The organism is Acetanaerobacterium elongatum, from assembly GCF_900103835.1.
GTDB classification, from domain to species: domain Bacteria; phylum Bacillota; class Clostridia; order Oscillospirales; family Ruminococcaceae; genus Acetanaerobacterium; species Acetanaerobacterium elongatum.
In genome coordinates, this window is sequence record NZ_FNID01000033.1 from 1 (window position 1) to 20,560 (window position 20,560).

Sequence of the window (20,560 nt, forward strand, 5' to 3'; positions counted from 1 at the left end):
GGCTGAATACTTTTCCCATCTTTCTTCACCATAAACCTTTCTTCCTTTTCATTTTACTTGATGTTTATGGTGTCCGTCAAACTTGGTATAGGTCAGGCTGGCAGTGCGATTAAACTGATTCAAATCGAACCGGACGTGACAGCTTTCCTAAACAGTTAGGTCGCATGTCATTTTGGTCATTTCCCCAGAGACTTGCAACTGATATATGGGCACTGTCATACGTTTTAAAGAAGCATTCGCCGGTGTTCATGTTCGCAAAGACTGTATATCGGGTATAATCATACGTACCTCGATCCGTGATAACAATGCCTTTGGGAATCGTTACCCCTTCCGCTATGTGAAAACATGTCAGAATCGCTTCAATCCGGTTTCTAGGCGTCGGTACGTGGTTTCTTTGGTACGCCGTTTTGACAAAGCGCTCCGGCGAGGTATATCCTCCGGGCAGTGGCATAGTTCCAGCTCCCTGGCCAAACGGCGTTAACCACACTTCTCCCCAAAAGGTTTCCTGATTCTGCGTCGGGGATACATTCATATAATTGCGTAGATTTGTCATATGCCATGAGAAATCGGGGCTGTTAGCCATTACACCGATGTTGTTTTGAAATAATGCCATCCCTTTTGCCGTTTGCTCAACAACCACGCATTTACCGCTTACATCCGTTGCGATCCAGTGCAGAGGTGCTACCGTCTTTGTCACTGGATCTGGGAAGCCGACAATGGAGATATGAGGCAACAATCTCTCCAAATCCCCGACGGATTCGCATTGTCCTAAGATGAAGTGGAGAAAATCCACAGATGAAATCGACTCCTTGTATGGGTTGTTGATTTGCGAATCATATTGGGCATAACCGGCAAAATATAATGCCGCCGCTCCAAAGCCTCTTTCGTTCACTCCATCAAAAAAGGCAAAGACTCCATCAGTTTCCTGCCCAATTCCGATAAAACGATAATAATCAGAAATTTGTCTTCCGTTTAAAATGTTATTCCATGTATAGTTTTTACGTATGATATAAAAACTGGGATCGATATCGTATGAAAAGTCCATGGTTCGGCCAAAAAACATTTCCCGTTGTTTAGACTGTAATGTAATCGCAGTACACATGATTGTTCGGGTTTCCTTTCATATATTGGATTTAGGAGCTATCAGATGGCGGGAGCTGCATATCATGCTAATATCGCCAATTTGATATCTATTCCAGTATATGCCTAATCAACGCAGATAAGCGCGTTGCATTTGGTCACGCGGGAACATTGTCAATTGCGGGTTTTAACTTTCAAATAGAAAACATCTTCAGATGACGGCAAAGGAGCATTCCCACAAAATGCTCTTAAGAATCTGGTGATTTCTTCGCTTTTGAACATAAATACTACTGTATGACTGCCCATAAACCATTGATATTACTGACTTTTTTAATAAATGCCGTAAGAATACCCGCACCATACCTGCAGTGAGCAGGATACACCCTTCACATATGTGAAGGGCGTCAGAGTGTCGAGAAACCCGTCTTTCGCCTAAGGCTCAAGACGGGTTTCTCGACACTCTGACGCCCTTCTGAATTATAAGAAAGTCTTCTCGTTTATATTTAATTACGGTTTTTATTCGAAGGCCAACGATTCTGCGGAATCACTTTAAACTATGCGAAGTCTAAGGATCTGTCTAAGCTCTGGCATCAAAGAGATTGGTGATAGTAGTTATGAACTTCTCAACCCCTTGCTCTATAGTAAATATCAATGAATCCGGATCCTCAAAATCTGGTGTAGAGGTCAATGTGCATTTTATGATTGCGTTCGGATTACTGTTATCATGATGTACAGTACTATTATCAATACTATTGCTACTAAGAACTGATTCATATTTCTCTGCGATATCTCTGTTTCGGGCGGAAAGCCACACTTCAAACGCTCCCTTTTGGTGTAAGTAAACAATGGCGAATTTAATCCCTTCATCTCTTAGTGGATTTGTACTTAATGAAAAATAGGTCATTTCCATATAACCTTGATAAATACCACCTATGACGTATCGTGGGTAGTTATAAATAAAATTTGCTCTCAGCTTGCCTATTAGCTCTAATATTCCTTTGTACGCAGTCTGTATCTCGCCCTGCTGCAGATGGCAAGTATAATCACCGATTATTTTATTAAGGGGTTTCATTACTTTGCCCCCATATATACTTTGGTCTTGTACTCGTAAAACGGCTCCGATATCCCAGTTTGCTGCGACACCTTTCTTTTCAACAGGTATGAACTCGAGTCCACGCTCTACAAGCTCCTTACAATGCTGCTTGTATTCATATTTAAAAACGTGGGTATCATAAGCTATAAATTTGCTCCAGATTGCTTCGATTAACTGTCGTCTGAGCTTTTTTCACGCACATCTTCAATCTTTTCATTTTCTTTTTCCACTGTCTTTAATGCGTCCATATTCAGTATTCTACGAGCTATACTGCCCACTATTTCTCACCTCTGATAATTCATCAAATAAAAATTGACACGGGGTAAGCATTATAGGAAGATCAGCGTACGTTATAAGAAGGCTGGTCGTATCATAATGCAAAGTTCAGGAGTCTCTTTGAAATTAAAAGCGAGAGCAGCCGAACGTCTTTTGTATTAATATCTCTTGCTCCATGTTTGGATAAGTCCTAATTTCTGCATTTGATAAAATGTTCTCATCGCTAACTCATGACTAAAGTCACGAGAGTGCGCGGCTTTCGTTATTCGAGATTGTTGCCATCACGTCGGTCAGTACCCAAAACCGTGTATCCCTTGAGTTTGATTTCTACTTTTGCTATTATAATATTTCACCCAAAATCTATTTTCAAGTTGGCGATATGATTCGGTCACGATGCAGATCAGACCATTTGGCTTTAAAACACGTCCAAACTCAGTGAACATTGCTTGTAAATCCGGCACATGGTGTATGACGTCCGTCATATAGATAAAGTCAAAAAGGTCGTCTTCATACGGAATGCATTTATGATCTCCTTTTTTGATGATAATGTTTCCTTTTCGTAAAGCCTTTTCACGCATTCCATCCGATGGTTCCACACCATATACCTCTGCATTCGTCAGCTTTTTCAATGCATAAGCAAAATTCCCTGTGCCGCACCCGAAGTCAAGAATTGTTTTACCTTCGAGCGGCAATTCTTCCGCAAATAACTGAATGGTTTTAATGTTAGCCATTCTGGTCAAGTCATATTTTTCAGCGAGCACGTTGTAATCAACCGTCAATTGTATCACCTTCCAGTTTTATAAAAATATAAGTTAGCATATGGTAAACATTATACAAAGTTTAGCGGGTGTTTTCAAGAATGCTGGAGATATTATAATGCGAAGAACAAGCGTCCGCAAAAGACCGAGATAAGATTGTATTACAGCCCCCTTGCTGCTTTAAAGGCAGCAAGGGGGCTGTGTAGCTATACAGATGATTTAACTTTTAGGTACAGGCAAAGATACTGATGTTGAAACCGGTGCCGTCCATTCCGAATCATCGGATATATTGAGCCGAGCGGTATAGGTGGTTCCCTTTTTGACATCAACCGTGTCTTTGAAGGTTACCGATAGACTGTTGTCTGCCACTGCAACCCCTGAAAATTGATTGTTAGCGGAATAGGTACTGTCTAATGCGGCCGTAAAGCCCGTAAGCCGGGCATTAGCCTTTTTATTGAACACCATGAAGCCGAACGACTTAGTCGTACCGTTATACACGATATTCTGTGCTGTTAGGGTAGGTTTCTCCACAAAAGTAGTAACAGTCACCGGTACCCGTATGGGGTCAGTATAGTTCTTAAGCGTTACTACTACATACCCGGATGTTCCAGCGCTGTTATAGGCGTTTGTACTTCGTTTGAGGTACCAAACCCCGCCGTCTTTCTCCACCGCAAAGTTTGATGTAAAAGAGGCCGCTTTGTTGTTTTCAAGAGCAATATCCGTCACCTGTTCAGCGCTTGATGCGGAACTAGCGGTAATGGCAATGGGATAGCGCTCGTTCTTGTAAAACAGATTCACCTTCAGTGTGCTGGTTACTTTTACAACCGGCTTTGCATCAATGATATTTACAGTGAGAGTAACAGGTACCTGAATGGTATCTGTGCCTGTAACCGTGGAAATCGGGCCGCCTAAGGCGTTGTCTTTTACCGTTACCAGTACCTTTACGGTATATGTTCCGGGCTTTAGCGTCTTATCCGCCTTCGCCACCCAGCTTTCGCCGCTGGACTGAACGGTAAACAGGTTCTTGGGCAGATAGGCGTTGCCAAGCTTCACGGTGTCGGTATCCACTGCGGTGATTCCGGTGCCGCTTAACAGCGTAAGGCCGAAGGAGTTTGAGGTATAACCGAAATCGTCCACGATACTCTTCTTGTTTACCGTTATCTTGCCATTCAATACTGGCGTAAAGTCATAAACGGTAAGCTTAATCGTACGGGAGGTCTTGAATTTGTCGTTAGCCTGTACCGTAATGCTTACTGTACCGGCCTTCTTGATGGTAACCAGTGCTCTGGTATTGTCCAAGGCAACGATTGAGGCAATATTGGAGTTGCTTGAGCTCCAGTTTGGCTTGACGGTTACCGGTGTTCCGTCCGCGGCAGTTTGTACAGCGCTCAGTTCGATACGTTGCCCGGGCGCAAACAGAAGCTGAATATCGGCATTGGTATAGGGGGTGCTTCCGGTTCCGCCGGCATTGGGCAGCGAATACGAAACATCAATCGTTTTTACCTGCTTGGGAACAACGATAACAGTAAAGGTTACCTTTCGTTTCAGCGGATCACCCGTTAAGGCGGCGGTGATTACGGTACTGCCCGCAACACCGTTTTGGGTGGCAGTAACCTTTCCGGAAGCATCCACTGTCGCAACCTTGATGTTGCTGCTGGTATAGGTGAACAGACCTGCGTTTTGTATAGCGCCCGCCTTGTTCTTCACCTGTACATCGCAGGAGGTTGTGGCGCTCTCGCCAGCCGAGGCCAGTTCAATCATCTTGCTCGAAGTTACGGCGCTAAGCGTTTCCGTCTTTCCAACCGGGTATACATTCACCGCGCATACTGCGGTTTTCTGGCCGTCTGCGGTGGTTGCGGTAATCTTCGCTGTACCGAAGCCCTTCGGGGTTACCAATCCGTCATTGTCTACCTCGGCAATGGCTGTATTGCTGCTAGACCATGTTACGTTTTTGTTGTAGGCTGTTGCAGGAGCTACCGTCGCTGTAAGCTGCTGGGTACCTGCCGAAGCGAGCGAGCCGCTGGCATCACCAGTGAAGTCGCAGCTCGTTTTATCAAGCTTTACACCGGTTACACGGATATCCACCACTGTTACCTTGCATTCCGCTATTTTGCTGCCGTCTTCAGAAGTGGCAACAATGGTCGCACTGTCTCCGTTAAGGGCGGTGCTGGATTTTGAAACAGACACCTTGCCTGTTTTGCCTGATATATCTCCGGTAATATCCGGATCTCCCCCCGCCTTCATGCTCCACGTTACCTTTGTATTGCTGGCGTTAACAGGGTTGAAGATAACCTTTAGGGTTTCGGAACCGCCTTTGGTGAGGTAAAGCTCACTCTTGTTTAATGAAATGTTGTTTACAGGGACATTTACGGTAATCGTTTTGGTACCCTTTATGTTGCTGCCGTCGGTGGTGGTGGCGGTAATCGTGGCATTTCCCTTTCCAACCGCGGTAACCTCACCGGTGGTTTTGTTCACTGTTGCCACCTTGGTATTGCTACTGCTCCATAGCACCGTCTGGCTAAAGGCGGCGGTATCGCTGTTCGTCTTCAACGCAACAGTTGCTTTGTAGATTTCACTGTTGCCGATATTGAGCTTGTCGCTGCCCGTAACCGTTACAAGATTGGGTATCGCCATTACGGTAACTGCGGCTTGTGCAGTCGCCGCCAGCTTCGCATCCGTGATATCTGTGGCGTTCACGGTGATGGTTACTTTACCGGGGGCCTTTGCGGTAATTCTTCCGTTAGTAACGGTAGCGATTGCTGTATCACTGCTGGCCCAGGTGAGAGCTTTTGCATTCGCGTCGTTGGGGGATACCGTGGCTGTGAGGGCAGCGGATTTTCCCTGCGCAAGGGTCAACTCACTGGTACCGAGGGTAATTTTGTCCACCAGCTTCTTCACGGTGACAGTAGTGCTTGCTGTCTTGCCGCTGCCGTCCGTGGCGGCGGCTGTAATTGTGGCAGAGCCTTTACCCACAGCCGTTACCTTACCGGCATTATTAACGGTGGCAACGCCGGCGTTAGAGGTTTTCCAAACTACCTTACCTGTGTCGTAAGGCTTATCCTCCTTAACATTTTCCTTATCCATGCTCACGGTTCTTGCAAGCAGCGCATATTCGGCGGAGCTTGGCGCTGCCGTCTGCTGTTCCGGCTTGCTGTTGGCATAGAGGATGGTCACAGGATTGTTAAACTTCAATGAGGTGAGCGCGTCGTCAATTAATGCAATGGTACATCCAGCGGAAACGCCGCTTCCATCCTTCGCAGTGGCGACCACCTGAACGGTTCCTGTGATGGCGGCGGTTTTCGCGTCTGCGGTAACCTTGCCGTTTACAACTGTAATACCGGCTGCTGTTCCTTTAGAAGTATCCAATGTCCACTCTAGTGCCTTGTTACTGGCGGTAACCGGGTCTACTGCCGCGGTTAAGGTGTAGCTCTTCCCTTTTACAAGCTCAATGCTGCTGGTATTGAGGGTAATACCGGTTACGAGTTCGGTTACGTTAACGGTTACCGAGGCCTTTTTACCCTTATCGCCGGTGGTAACGGTGATGACTGCCGTGCCCTTGGCCTTGGGGGTTACCTTACCGGTTGAATCCACCGTTGCAACCTTTAGGTTGGAGCTGCTCCAGGTTACAGCCTTGTTATCAGCGTTGAAGGGGGCGACATTGGCGGTGAGCTGCAGGGTATCGGTTGTTTTGATAGCAGCTTTGCCGCTTAAAACACCTTCGCCGGTGATGGTTACGCCTTCTACTGGAACAACGATGTTAAAGACGCATCCGGCCTTTTTGCCGCTTGCTGTTTCCGCCCACACCATGGCTTTGTTGGTATCCGAGAGGCCGGTTGCGGTCACTTTACCTTTACTGTCAACGGTAACGGCTGCGTTGGCGTCCGTCCATTTGCTTCCGTCAAGCTTGGTTACCGACCATGTTACCGACTTATCGGTTGCATCGGCGGGGGTAATTGTTGGAACAAGAGTAAACGTGCTGCCCTTGGCGAGGGTTTCACCGGTGCTGTTGAGGGTGATGCCGATAGAATCGGTTACCACGTTCAGGGTATAGCTGGCAGACAGGGTTTTACCCTGTTCGTTCTTGCCCACGGTGGTTGCGGTGATTACGGTGGTACCTGCGGTGAGTGCAATCACCTTGCCGTTTCCATCTACCGCGGCTATGTTTGGGTTGCTGCTTGCCCAGGTAACGCTCTTATTGTTGGCGTCATCTGGTGCGATAACGGGGGTCAGGGTGAAAGAGTCACCTTTCTGGGTTTTAACACTCTCTGCAGGCATACCGGTGAGGGTGATGCCTGTTACAGCCGAGAGTACGGTAACTGTGGCGGTACCCACTGCACCCTCTTCAGTGATGAAACGGATGTTTGTACTGCCGCCCTTAACGCCGGTTATAGTGCCGTCGGCAGCTACGGTAGCAACGGCTTCATCATCGCTTTTCCATGTGCCTGTTTTGTAATCTGCGGCGGAAGGAAGTACGGTTGCAACCACATTAACCATCATTCCTTTCTTTACCGCAACATTGGGGATGGTAACGCTTGTGGCGGTTTGCTTAACCGTTACGGCACAGCTGGCTTTTACGACTGTTATCTGGTCTGCCATTTTGCCCTTGGAGACAGCAGTAATGGTAGCTGCACCCTTTGATTTGGCAGTTACCAAACCATTTGAGTCTACGGTAGCAACTAAGGGGTTACTGGAAGACCACGTTACGCCCTGAATAGTTGCATCAGCATTAACGGTTGCTATAAGCGTGTCGCTGGTTTCATATTTTGGGGTTATACCCGCCGCAATGGTAGGGGTGGAAAGATTGAGTGCTTGGGTATTGAGAGTAAGGGAGGTAACGGGCAAAGGATTTACTGCGATTGTAACAGTGGCAATGTTGGAATCAACCAGACCGTCATTTGCTTTAAAGGTAAAACTGTCTGACCCCGTATAACCTGCTGTAGGGGTATAGGTGAATCTGCCGTTAGGCTGCATGAACAGTAAGCCGTGGGCAGGAGAGGTAACTACACTAAAGGTTAGTTCGTCACCGTTTGCATCGGTTGCGGTCACAATATCCTCCAGCACCGCACCTGTGTTTACCTGTTTAGTTACATTGGTAACAGTGGGTTTTGAATTGTTGGCGGCATGAACCCGAATAGTAACTGTAGCTTCATTGGAATCTGCCTGCCCGTCATTTGCTTTATAGGTAATGGTATCTGTTCCGGTATAGGTACTTGCCATATAGGTATGTACTTTATTAGAAACGATATAATTACCGTGCGCTGGCCCAGATACTTTGGTCATTGTAAGGGTATCACCTTCGGCGTCAAAGCCATTGAGTGGCAATACGACACTGCCTCCGGCAATCACATCCACTGCAATGTCCTGAACTACCGGCGCGGTATTTACGCCTGCTGTAATTGCCGTAAAGGGAATACTGCTGCTTAGCGCGTAGCTTTCGGCAGGGCTTCCGCTTACGCCAAAGATTTTAACCTTCGCGCATCCGCTAAAAGCAGAACTTGCGATAGACGTTACACTGGAGGGAATAAGGATATTGGAAAGATTCGTACAATTCAGAAACGCACCTTCGCCGATTCTTGAAACCGTACCCGGCAGCTTGACATTAACAAGTCTTGAGCAAGCCTTGAAAGCTTCATCTGCGATTGTGGTTACATTCTTGCCTTCAATTGTTGAAGGAATGGTCAATTCTCCGTCAAAGCTGCTTGGTACGTTAAAGCCCGTGATAGTCACACCCGTGTCAGAAACGGTATAGGTTATCCCAAGCGGAGCCTCTTTTATCTCAATCGTAACGGTGGCAGTATTGGAATCGTTCTTTCCGTCATTTGCAGTATAAGTAAAGCTGTCTGTTCCAACATAGTCAGCCTGTGGGGTATAGGTATAAAAGGCGTTTCCGTTTAAATTAAAGAGGGAAATATCGCCATGCAAAGGGGTTTGTACCCATTTGTAGGTTAATGGGTCATTATCCTTATCTGTTGCCTGAAAGGCACCGGTTACCGGTTTCCCCTTGGAGGTAACAACCGATACATCGGATGTAACCGGCGGGTTATTAATCTTTATGTTTACAGTGGCAGTATTCGAGTAAACCTTGCCGTCATAAGCTCTAAAGGTAAAGCTGGTGTTGCCGCACGTTGCAGGTGCAGTATAAGTAAAAGCTCCGTTGGAACTAAGGGCCAGCCCACTTGGTTTTGTTACAACGCTATAGGTTAAAGTATCACCATCGTCATCGGTTGCCGTAACGGTTCCGTTGAGGGTGGCGCCCGGTTTAACCGTAAAATTGGAATCCTGCGCTATCGGCGGTGCATTGATGGTAATGATTACGGTTGCAATGTTGGAATCCAGGCTCCCGTCGTTTGCCTTAAAGGTAAAACTATCAGAACCTGAATAGCCTGTATTGGGCGTATAGTTGTAGCTTCCGGTGGTCTGCATGGTTACCGAGCCGTGCGAAGGGTTCGCAACAACGCTGTAGGTAAGTGTGTCGCTGTTTGCGTCGGTGGCGGTAACCGCACCGGATACTGATGTGTTCTTATTGGTGGATGTTGAGCTGTTCTGCGCTACCGGCGCGGCGTTTACTACGGGGGAACCCGCCTTAATGCCGTAATACTTCACATCCGCGCCCTTACCGGCAGAGCTTAAAGTAACTGTACCGCTTGGCACATTTTTAAGCAGGATAGCTCCACCCGGGGTAAGCGTTGCAGTACTGGCGGATGACGATATATTCGTATATAGGTTTTTGTTTATCGTATCGGTTGTCAGAATACTGGAGCCCGCAAAGCTGTTAAGGCCGGAGGCTTCGTTGAGCGCGAGTGCCGCACGGAAGTTCATGTGGATATTCTCAAAGCTCATCCCTTTCAGCGGGGAGGTGCCGGAAGCCAGCGCCGAGGTTATGGCCTGCTCATCGGTATATGTACTTCTGACGATGTCGCTGAAGATACTGTAGCTACCAGTCTGTGCTACAAGATATTGCCCTAATAAATAGGAAAGAGAATAGTTGGGGAGAGAATTACTGGAGCTCCATTGCGTAAGACTATGGCCATTGGCGATATATGGGCCGTATGTACTACTGTTATATATACCGTATAATCGCGAAGTCTTTTCATCTTGGTACAGCATTTCCTCCGCTGCCATGGAAAGCATTTCGTTAATAAATGTATCTTGAGAATACTTGTAGGGCGAGCGATTTTGCCCATATCCAGTGCTATAATTTATCATATGCTGGAACTCATGAACAGCGGTTGAATAAACGCGACTGGGGTCAAAGCTAAGGTAATTAGTACCCATCGCCGGATAGGTATCAATGTGTACCATAGGCATATTATTCCCGCTGCTGTTTGAATAGATACCTACAAGGTCAGCGGCAGTAAAATACCCGGCAACATAGCCCCCGCTGCCCGAAAACCCATCAAGAATGTCATGAACCAGAAGCGAAACCTTTCCGCTGCCGTCGGTATCCATATAGGTACCGAAGTTCGTTATCATACTGTCATATTTACTGTCAAATTCGTCAGCCAAAGCCTTGGCATTTGTAGGGCTAACTGTATTGTAATTACTTTTAAAAGTATCGGCGGTACCATCATGTACCCAAACAACACAATGCGTACCGACATAGGCAACCTTGGCATGAAAGTCACCGTAGTTATTGGAGCCCAAAGAGGTATCAACCTTAAGCACTTTGGTAGTTCCCAGCGCATAGTCGGTATTAACCTCGCCGCCTGTAGTTACATCTCCGGTTATTTCACCAAGCGTGGGATGATAGTCAATCGGATATGATTCAGGCAGCTCGCCGCCGGTGGGTACTTCATCAAGGGTGGTTTGATAACCGGCCAATGGAAGAAGACTACCGGTGGTTTCATTGTCGGTTTTTGAATCATTAATGATTAAAACATAATCGCCGTTTACTGTGGTATTGCCATCGGAATCAATAATAGAATAGGAAGTACCAGCGCCGCCGAGGGCAATTTCGCTCTCTCCGGTAGCAGTACTTTCTCCCACTAAGTTGGTGCTGTCACCTGCTGTGGCATCCGACTGCGCATATACCAACATAGGTGTAAGCCCGGTAAAGCAGCTGAGTGTTACGGCCATTGAAACGATGAAAGAGAGTAGACGGTAGTACGACTTTTGTGACATGATAAGACCTCCCCCAGTTTATGCTTATATTTTATCACAAAAGTCTCCAATTAAACACTGGTTTAGCTTTTATTCGTCAATTATTTTAGACTGATAATCAAGGACGGCTACTTCGGCATTGAGGCCTCATCAGCCGTCAGGCTGCAAATCTGTGGTGGAAAAATATGTAATCTCAATCCCTAATCCGGTAGTGTAAAATGAATTGTACTTTTGCCTTAAATAATAAAGTTCGCAATTTCAAGAAGTCCAAGAAGGTATGAAAAAGCCATTGGGACTCCGGTAAAATGAATGGTGTCAAAACATTCAAAAAGGAGTTGAAACCCAATGGCTCAAAGAAAGAATATCACAGAACTCACGGAATTGCTTCTGAAATATATGACGAAACCAGCTCCTCTTGCAGCGACTATCGCTGCGGTTACCGGCCGTGTCAGCTGGATACACGTATAAGGACGGTTTAATTTTAAAAATTAGCGCTAATCAAGTAATTTTTGAATCATTCTGTATAGGGTGGGCTTCATTGTTTCTATATCTATCGGCTGCTTGTTGATAATGCATGAGTAGCAGAGCGCACCGCACATCTCCACTGTTGCAAGAATAATGTTTTTCGCCTCATCGCTGTTGTAATTTGTCATGTGCAGATTCTTTGATAACGAGTCCAGTGCCTCGGCGAGCTCAGTATCCTCCTGCACGCAATTCAGGCGTTTTTTCACAACAGGCCATGAAAAGTTCTTCCGGATCAGCTTAAGCTCGTGCTGATTATCGATGAAGTGATTGATGATGCTGTCGATCATATGGATAAAACGCTGCGTAAAGTCACCGGAATCCAGCGCTCTTGCAGATCTCACCGCTTTGAGCAGGATGGCACGGTTGATTTCATACACAATCTCATCGAGGATATCATCCTTATCCTCAAAATACAGGTAGAAGGTTCCCTTTGCGACATTGGCACGTTTTACGATGGCATCGATGGAGGTGTTTTGTATGCCTTGCTCCACAAACAGGTAACGTGCAGCCTCGATAAGGCTTGTACGCTTGTAAAGCATCTTCTCATTAAGGTCCCTAATCAGCGCCATGCTCTGGCCTTCCTTTTTTTATAAATTTCATTTTAATTATACTATAATTTTTATTCGGTTCAAGTATTGACTATTGGTCATTATAGTAATATAATGACCAATAGTCAATAAGGAGGCCGTTGTATGACTAAAATAAGCCAATTCATTGTTAAATTCAAAATTCCTATCCTCATCCTTGCCGTACTGCTGATGATTCCATCGGTAGCGGGCATGGCAAACACAAGAATCAACTATGACATGCTCAACTATCTGCCGTCCAATCTGGAAACCATTCAGGGGCAGGATATCCTGCTTGATGAATTTGGCAAGGGCGCTTTTTCATTAATTATTGTAGACGGTATGGATGCAAAAAATGTTGCTGTTATAGAAAAGAAGATTGAAGCGGTAGAATCTGTCGACAGCGTTGTTTGGTACGACGATATTGCGGATATTTCGGTTCCGATGAAGCTGCTTCCCTCCAAATACTATAACGCGTTCAATAACGGAAGCGCCACCCTGATGGCGGTATTCTTTCAAACCTCAACCTCAGAGGAAGCCACCATGCGGGCGATATCGCAGATACGTGCCATTACCGGCAGGCAGTGCTTTGTAACGGGGCTTTCCGCACTGGTTACCGATTTAAAAGCACTTTGTGAAAAGGAGGAACCGATCTATGTCGCCATCGCGGTAACGCTGGCCTGCGCGGCGATGATGCTGCTGCTGGACTCGTGGATTGCACCGCTCATCTTCCTCTTAAGTATAGGTATGGCGATTCTTTATAACTTTGGCACCAACATCTTTGTGGGTGAGATTTCTTACATCACCAAGGCACTCAGCGCGGTGATGCAGCTGGCCGTTACCATGGATTACTCTATCTTCCTGTGGCACAGCTATTGTGAGGAAAAGGATAAATACAGCGACCACCGGCAGGCTATGGCATTGGCGATTACCAATACGATGCGCTCGGTTGCCGGAAGTTCCCTGACAACCGTCGCCGGTTTTATCGCACTATGCTTTATGACCTTTAAGCTTGGCCTTGATATTGGCATTGTTATGGCCAAAGGTGTTGTTTTGGGCGTTGTAAGCTGTGTTACCATTCTTCCCGCACTGATACTCCTGTTTGATAAACCGCTGGCAAAAACCATGCACAAGCCACTGCTTCCGCCAATGGAACGGCTTTCAAGGCTTATTGCAAGGCGTCCGTGGGTTTTTTTGATTGTATTTGCCGTTCTTATTGCTCCGGCTTATTATGGCTACAGTCATTCAAACGTCTATTATGACCTTGGAAACGCTTTGCCAAAAGGCATTGACTATGTGATTGCAAATTCCAAGCTGAAGGATAACTTCAATATCGGCAGCACCCATTTGGCGTTGGTGGACTCAAAGCTTTCGCAGAAGGATACCAACGAGATGATTCAACAGCTCAATGCCGTACCGGGAGTAAAACAGACGCTAGGGTTGGATAGCGTTATGGGCGCCGATGTTCCGGAAAAGATTGTTCCCCAGACCGTAAAAAAACTGCTGCAAAGTGATAAGCATAAGCTGCTTTTAATCAACTCAAACTACCAGGTTGCGAGCGACGAGGTAAACAGCCAGATTGATGCGCTCAACAAAATACTGAAAAGCTACGACAAAGGTTCGATGCTGATTGGCGAGGCGCCCTGCACAAAGGATATGATCAGGCTGACCTCCCACGATTTTGAGGTGGTTAATATCATCTCTATCGTGGCAATCTTCATCATTATTGCGGTTGTTTTAAAATCAGCCAGCCTGCCGGTGGTGCTGCTGGTGGTAATAGAATTTGCCATATTCATCAACCTGGGCATTCCCTACTATACCAAACTGTCACTGCCGTTTATCGCGCCCATCTGCATTAGCACAATACAGTTGGGTTCTACTGTGGATTACGCCATTTTGCTTACCAACCGATATATAAAAGAGCGCTTTTCCGGGCTTGCAAAGCATGAGGCAGCCGTCGTGGCGCTCAACGCCTCCATTCCTTCCATCATAGTAAGTGCATGCGGCTTTTTTGCTGCAACCGTGGGCGTTGCGTTCTATTCCAACATCGATATTATCAGCTCCATGTGCAAGCTTATGGCAAGGGGCGCTATAGTTAGCCTGCTTTCTGTCATATTTATACTTCCTGCGTTCTTTATGGTGTTTGACAAGGCTATCTGCAAAACCACATGGCTTTACAATAAGCTGCCCAAGGCGCAGCGGCTGCAAGCGGAATAAACACGCAGCAGTTATTGTTCTTCCTCAAAGGGCAAATATAGTGAAAAATTTTTATGGTTATAATACCGGAAAGGGATGTTGAATATGAGTTGCCTTGATAAAAGAAGCGTTTTTAAGACAATTGCCTCCATAACTGCCGTTGCGGCAATCGTTGGGTGTATGCCCGGCGTTGTATATGCATCTCCCAATACTGCTCAAAGCCTTGCCCCGGGAGAGACCTCTTCGCTTGAGAGCGACATAAAGGATATGGTGAAGATTAATAAGACCGCCAAGGCATACGACAAGGAAGAAACGGTGTATGTTATATCCGATCCGAACGGAAAGGTGCAGGAGGTTGATGTCAGTGACTGGCTGAAAAACAGCAAGGGCGAGGATGTTCTGGAAGACTATACCGAACTGAGCGATATTCAAAACACAAAAGGAGATGAGCCGTTCACAGCACTGGGCGACAACCGTTATGAGTGGAAGGCTGGAGGAAAGGATATTCATTACGAGGGCAAGTTGCAAAAGGAACTGCCGGTTACGGTGAGCGTCGCCTATTCGCTGAACGGGCAAACCGTTTCACCGGATGCACTTGCAAATAAAAGCGGACATGTGATTATTCGGTTTGATTACGCCAATCATCAAAAGGTTGAAAAAAAGATCAATGGAAAAATGGAGGCCGTCAGCGTACCTTTTCTGATGGTCAGCGGTGTGGTGTTGGATAACAATACGTTCTCCAACGTCAAGGTAACCTCCGGTACGGTATTTAACGACGGAAGCCGGAATATCGTGCTTGGCTATGCCGTTCCGGGGCTTGAAGAAGAACTCGGCCTCACCAATAAGGACATAGATATTCCCGATTATGTAGAAATAGAGGCCGATACCACCAACTTCTCTCTTGTTTCCACTATGACGGTAGCCATGACCGGGTTGTTTGATAACGTTGACATCAACGAGAACAGCGGGGCAGAGAATCTTACGGATTCGCTTAAGCAGTTAAACAGTGCCGCGACGCGGCTGATGGATGGTTCTTCAGATCTTTGGGACGGTATGTCAACGCTTTATACCGGCTGCGCAAACCTGAACGAAGGCGCAGGAAAGCTGGCATCTGGAGCTAAGGATATGCTCGATGGTTCAGCAGCGTTAAGCAGCGGTGCGGGAGAGCTGTGCTCAGGCCTTGGAACATTAAGCGGGAAAAATCAGGAGCTTAACGATGGCGCAAAGAAGATTACCGACGCCGTTTTTGCGAGCGCCACAACCCAGTTAAGGCAGGAGCTTGTTGCAAGCGGGGTAATGACAGAGGGCGAGGCCGCAAAGATTTCGCTTACCCCATCAACCTATGCGTCGGTTTTCCAGCAGCTTTCGCATGCCGTTACCGTTACGCCCGAGCAGGTTGAGGCACAGATACGCGCTTCGCTTTCTGCAATGACACGGGAACAGCAAAACCTGGCAATGACCATCGCCTATGATCTTATACAGGCAGACCCTGCGCTCGGCTATACCGACGCGATTACCCGTGCCGCAGGGATGATGTCCGATGCGGCTGCTGTCCAGGCGGATTGCGCCGTTATTAACGCTGCATGGCTTGCAGACCCGGATAATCAGGCACTGATTGCGCAGATAATGGCTGCCACGCATTCTGACCAGCCCACGGCCGCAAAACTTTGTGCGGTTGCCAAGGCGCTGGATGCGAACGCCCCCTTAACCAAACTTTCCGATGCGGCCACAATGCTGCAGCACGCTTCAACCGTCGCATCAACCACCGCCGACAACAGCAAACTTACGGCGCTTTGCACCGCGATTGCCAATGCCTCGGCTGCCACGGGCAACAGCAAGCTGGATGCAGTTAAAGCCCAGCTGGACGGGGTTGTGAAGTTCTACAACGGGGTTTTGGCTTACACCGAAGGGGTAGCCACCGCCTATGACGGCTCAAAAAAGCTTTCGTTGGGAGCCTCTGCTTTAAACGACGGGGCAAAGGCTTTATACAACGGCGCATATACTTTATATGAGGGAAGCCAGAAACTGATGTCCGGTGCCGGTACGCTGAAAGACGGCTGCAATACCATGAAAAACGGAATGAAGAAATTCTATGATGAGGGTATCAGCAAGCTTACAAACGGCTTAAGCGGTGATTATAAGGAGCTTGTGGAGCGTCTTTGCGCAGTGGAAAGCGCAGGGAGGGAATATCAAAGCTTTGCGGGAATATCCGACGGCATGAGCGGACGGGTTAAGTTTATCTACCGCACAGATTCAATTGGTATGTAGCCGCAAACCTTTTGATTGTTCGCTCAAGAAAACAGGCGATAGAACAGAAAAGATTCAGTAAACCCATGTAAGCCCCAGAGAAAAGCAGAGATAGGTACAAAAGCTGTACTTATCCCTGCTTTTTGCTGTATTTTCTTGTATAAACATAGCACTAAACCGCTTAAAGCGGCGGTTATGACGGCTAATCCCTACAACTCTGCGAAACCTGCTGCAAGAGCGGGAAGTTGTTGATATGTATTTATAATGAAAACAACAGTATTCTATCTGCATTTAAGCAATATCAATCAGACAAACGCATTTTAAAATCCAACTAATGCTTTTTGAATTGTTCAAACACGAATTTTCCCCAAATTGTGGAATCTTTAAAATTATTAGTAAACATTTGTGGTTCCCAACCGTCATCATACCAGCAAGCAACCCACCCGATATCGTGCTCTTCCATATACTTTATTAGCGGATTGCCAAAGCTTTCTTGGCTTCCAAGTAAATATGGTTGCTTTGTGGTGCTGCTATTCTTATCGATATAACCCCATTCGGTGACAACGACAGGATAAGAATCGGAAATGATACCAAAATTATTATCCCAGTCTTTTTTTGATGGGAAAACATGTGCAGTATAGGCAACATTGTCATCTGATATCGGTGTTTTCTTCACCCAAGATAAATCATATGAATAATCTATTCCACCTACAAGAATCAACTGTTTTGCACCGGTTTGGCGAATAGTCTCAACCAACTCATTTGCACAACCAACCCAGTCAGCCGCTGTTATAAATGCCGGTTCATTATAGATTTCAAATATTACATTTGGAGTATCTTTAAAATATGCCGCTGTCTGTTTCCAGAATTTTAGCATAAAATCCTTTGTGTTTTCTCCTACATGTGCCATTTCGTTACCATTACCGTTAATGGGATTCCCAATAAAGTGCAGGTCAATAATAACGTATTGTTCGTTTTCTCCTGCCCAAGCTACAACACTGTCTAGGTATCGCCATAGATAGTATTCGTCCTTAATATATCGTTGCGGATGAACAGGAACCCGAATTACATTACCGCCGACTGAAAAAATCTTTTGATAAAAATCCTTGTTGAAATTGTTATCAAAATCAATCTTCTGTGGGTCTGGTGCCATGATTCCTTTAAGCGTTATCTTTTCACCGTTGGCGTTTATAATATCATTTTGCCGAGCGGTTAGCATACTTGGATAAGAACTGATATTTTCAGCTTCAAACACTTCCTTCTTAGGAACGGACGGAAGCGGTTTTCTGTCTTCAATGCTATTCAAAATCATAATAAGTATTATAATCAGTCCAATAATTGAACCTATTATAATCAAAGAGTTCTTTATATACTTATTCATATAATAAATTTCCTTCAAGGCGTTAATAATACAGTCTGTAAAAGGATACATTTTACATTGGTGTGAACAGCTGGTTTGCGATAGGAATTATACGAAGTTCAGCGGGCGTTTTCAAGAACGTTGGCCGTGTCATAATGAGAGGCTATCCGATGCTTCATAGTTTTTTTCTGTTTTTTGATCATTTCATCACTCCTTAAGCGTAATATACCACAATATCCTTCAATTTACAACCTGTGGGGGCTGATGCCAATCACAAGGAACCGTAGATCTTCGTAGATCAATAGAAAGACAAGCCCTACAAGAATAATGCAAAAGTCCTCGAACAAACTGAATTAAGGAGGGGCTGCCCCCAAACTTCTATCAGAAACCTGTAGAAGTTTAGGGCTGCCCCTCCTGCAAAATGCGTGTCTTATTTCTCGTGGTAGGTCAGTGTAAAACGAATACTAAGTATTGTTGTAAGTGTAAGGTAATATAAGTATTAGGATACGCAGTTCGACAATTAGAAAACTGTATGGCTTTACAGACACGCCTGAAAAAAGCAATTAAACCATTAGCCCTCTGATAACCTTCACCAGTGAATCATAACCGTCAAGGAAATTGACAAGGGTGCTTCTGAACCCACCGTAGTATTCAAACTCCTCAGGTTCCATACCTTTCTCGTCAAACGATTTTTGGAATTCGCTGATTTTGTTGAGTTCCTTCATAATTTTGTCGCTAACAGGTTCGTCGATGCGGCTTGCAACTTCTACATCGCAGCCGTTAAGCAGCTTCTGCCAGCCGAAGTTGATGGTCTGGCACAGATCACCGCCAATAAGCTGCGACCAGTGATAGTGGTTGCGATTGGCGGCCGACAACAGACGAGTTGTATAACCACGCTGCCTATAAATGCGGTATGCCTCTTTAATAACGGCAACGCCGGCCCATTCCAGGCACTCGGGGTCTACCACCATGCCAGTTTTTGAGGTGTATGCCTTCATCCAGTCATCGGTTCGGCCAATCATGATGGTACATACCGGTGACATTTCATCACAAGGCAAGTTCTCCGATCTTCTGCGCGCAAGACCGCGCTCTACTGCTTCTGCTACCGCAACAGCCTGTGCAACCGTAAACGATACCGTAGCGTTAATGCTGATACCACGGTAGGTGGCCTCTTCCATTGCGCGGATACCGGCTGCGGACGCTGGCATCTTCACCTGCATATTCCTGCCGAGGCTATTCAGGTGTACTGCCTGTTTAACCATTCTGTCGGTGTCACGGTAGTATTTCGCGTTGGTCTGTATTGAAAGCCTGCCCTTTTTCCCCTTGTATTGTTCAAATAAGGGAAGCAGTTTTTTGCTGCGCTCTGCGCCAACCTCATCAATCAGCTTCCACACTACGTCATCCTCTGAAAACGTAGGGTTGTCTGCGATGATTTTTTTAATGCGTGGCTCCCAGTACGCAAGCTCGTTTTTTACTACCGCACCAACAATAATGGGGTTGCTGGTAGCACCGGTTATGCCACGCTCTAAGCCATAGTTCAGTTCCTCCTCGCCGCAGGAGTCCATCCAGATGTCGGTATCCGGGAATTTTACTGCAGTTTCGTGCAGCTTGCCTTTAAATTCGCTCATATCAGTTTGCCTCCAGCCCTTCCTTTACTCATGCCTTCGCTGTGGTGTCCCATGCTTCACGGAAAATATTCAGGCCGTAGCCGGTGAACGGGTGCTCGAAAGAATCCTGGTACACCTGTAGGCCGCAGGTTACAATGTCGGCACCGATGGCTGCGTAATCGGCAATCTGCTTACCATTGCGTACCGCTGCCACAATAATTTCGGTATCGTAGCCGGAGGTACGGTAGATTTTAACGATCTCGGAGATATAGCTGAAGGCGTCTTCGCCGCTATTCTCTTTCCATCCCACGAACGGTGAAACAAACTTGGCGCCCAGCTTTGCGGCGGGGATAGCCTGAGAAGGGCTGAACACCAGCGTTACATTGGTGCGAACCCCCATTTTCTCCAGTTTTTTAGCCGCAATCAGGCCCTGCTCACAGCAGGGGATCTTGATGACATAATTCTTGGAATAGCTGCTTACCTCTTTGGCTGCCTCGACGATATCCTCCCATTTTTCCAGATGGGGGTTAATCTCAAAAGAAACCGGGAAATCCTTGCCCTCAAGGCCGGTCTCCTTCAGCCATGCGGCAATGTCACGTACACACTGCATAAAAGGTTTTCCGCTAAGCTTGATGTGCTTGGGGTTGGTGGTTACACCATCAATGGTGTAGTTCTCGTAGGCAAACTTGATTTCATCGAGTTTTGCACTGTCTAAAAAGTATTTCATTATTTTGTTCTCCTTTTTGCCTATA

11 protein-coding genes and 1 pseudogene are annotated in these 20,560 nt (G+C 46.3%); 3 read left to right on the forward strand and 9 right to left on the reverse strand.

The features are described from left to right. Window positions 1-109 precede the first annotated feature (109 nt). The 5 genes from BLR50_RS11275 to BLR50_RS11295 all read right to left on the reverse strand — a co-directional run bounded on the left by BLR50_RS11275 (window position 110) and on the right by BLR50_RS11295 (window position 11,328). Complete coding sequence (locus BLR50_RS11275) at window positions 110-1,102, reverse strand: choloylglycine hydrolase family protein (RefSeq protein ID WP_092642213.1); 993 nt, start codon at window positions 1,100-1,102, stop codon at window positions 110-112. Between the two features lie 555 nt (window positions 1,103-1,657). Next, the gene (locus tag BLR50_RS11280) at window positions 1,658-2,152 is read right to left on the reverse strand and encodes a DUF7000 family protein (protein WP_092642216.1); all 495 of its coding nucleotides are present in this window, start codon (window positions 2,150-2,152) and stop codon (window positions 1,658-1,660) included. 423 nt (window positions 2,153-2,575) lie between these two features. Then, on the reverse strand, window positions 2,576-2,662 hold the full coding sequence (locus BLR50_RS14880; RefSeq protein WP_423230289.1) for a helix-turn-helix domain-containing protein: 87 nt from the start codon (window positions 2,660-2,662) through the stop codon (window positions 2,576-2,578). A 77-nt stretch (window positions 2,663-2,739) separates the two neighbouring features. Beyond that, window positions 2,740-3,228, reverse strand: a complete 489-nt coding sequence (locus BLR50_RS11290) for a class I SAM-dependent methyltransferase (RefSeq protein ID WP_242871752.1) — start codon at window positions 3,226-3,228, stop codon at window positions 2,740-2,742. Window positions 3,229-3,426: 198 nt separating this feature from the next. After that, window positions 3,427-11,328: an Ig-like domain-containing protein gene (locus tag BLR50_RS11295; RefSeq protein WP_092642219.1), complete on the reverse strand. Its 7,902-nt coding sequence runs from the start codon at window positions 11,326-11,328 to the stop codon at window positions 3,427-3,429. 324 nt (window positions 11,329-11,652) lie between these two features. Between BLR50_RS11295 and BLR50_RS14885 the strand changes: the two are divergent. Then, window positions 11,653-11,783 (forward strand): annotated as a pseudogene (locus BLR50_RS14885) (IS256 family transposase); the annotation flags it as partial. Between the two features lie 18 nt (window positions 11,784-11,801). On the opposite strand, the gene BLR50_RS11300 reads toward BLR50_RS14885, so the two are convergent. Then, on the reverse strand, window positions 11,802-12,401 hold the full coding sequence (locus tag BLR50_RS11300) for a TetR/AcrR family transcriptional regulator (RefSeq protein WP_092642222.1): 600 nt from the start codon (window positions 12,399-12,401) through the stop codon (window positions 11,802-11,804). A gap of 123 nt (window positions 12,402-12,524) precedes the next feature. On the opposite strand from BLR50_RS11300, the gene BLR50_RS11305 reads away from it, so the two are divergent. Both BLR50_RS11305 and BLR50_RS11310 read left to right on the forward strand, forming a co-directional pair. Further along, window positions 12,525-14,615, forward strand: coding sequence for an efflux RND transporter permease subunit (locus BLR50_RS11305; RefSeq protein ID WP_092642225.1), 2,091 nt, complete (start codon window positions 12,525-12,527; stop codon window positions 14,613-14,615). A gap of 84 nt (window positions 14,616-14,699) precedes the next feature. Continuing rightward, window positions 14,700-16,862 carry a hypothetical protein gene (locus BLR50_RS11310; protein WP_092642228.1) on the forward strand — a complete coding sequence of 721 codons (2,163 nt, stop codon included), beginning with the start codon at window positions 14,700-14,702 and terminating at the stop codon, window positions 16,860-16,862. A 310-nt stretch (window positions 16,863-17,172) separates the two neighbouring features. Here BLR50_RS11310 and BLR50_RS11315 read toward each other — a convergent pair whose 3' ends face one another. The 3 genes from BLR50_RS11315 to BLR50_RS11325 form a co-directional block, all read right to left on the reverse strand. Further along, window positions 17,173-18,222 (reverse strand): glycoside hydrolase family 5 protein, encoded by a 1,050-nt coding sequence (locus BLR50_RS11315; protein WP_162840415.1) that lies wholly within the window; start codon window positions 18,220-18,222, stop codon window positions 17,173-17,175. A 542-nt stretch (window positions 18,223-18,764) separates the two neighbouring features. After that, the gene (locus tag BLR50_RS11320; RefSeq protein WP_092642235.1) at window positions 18,765-19,829 is read right to left on the reverse strand and encodes a transaldolase family protein; all 1,065 of its coding nucleotides are present in this window, start codon (window positions 19,827-19,829) and stop codon (window positions 18,765-18,767) included. Window positions 19,830-19,857: 28 nt separating this feature from the next. After that, window positions 19,858-20,535: a transaldolase family protein gene (locus BLR50_RS11325; RefSeq protein WP_092642238.1), complete on the reverse strand. Its 678-nt coding sequence runs from the start codon at window positions 20,533-20,535 to the stop codon at window positions 19,858-19,860. Window positions 20,536-20,560: the final 25 nt, after the last annotated feature.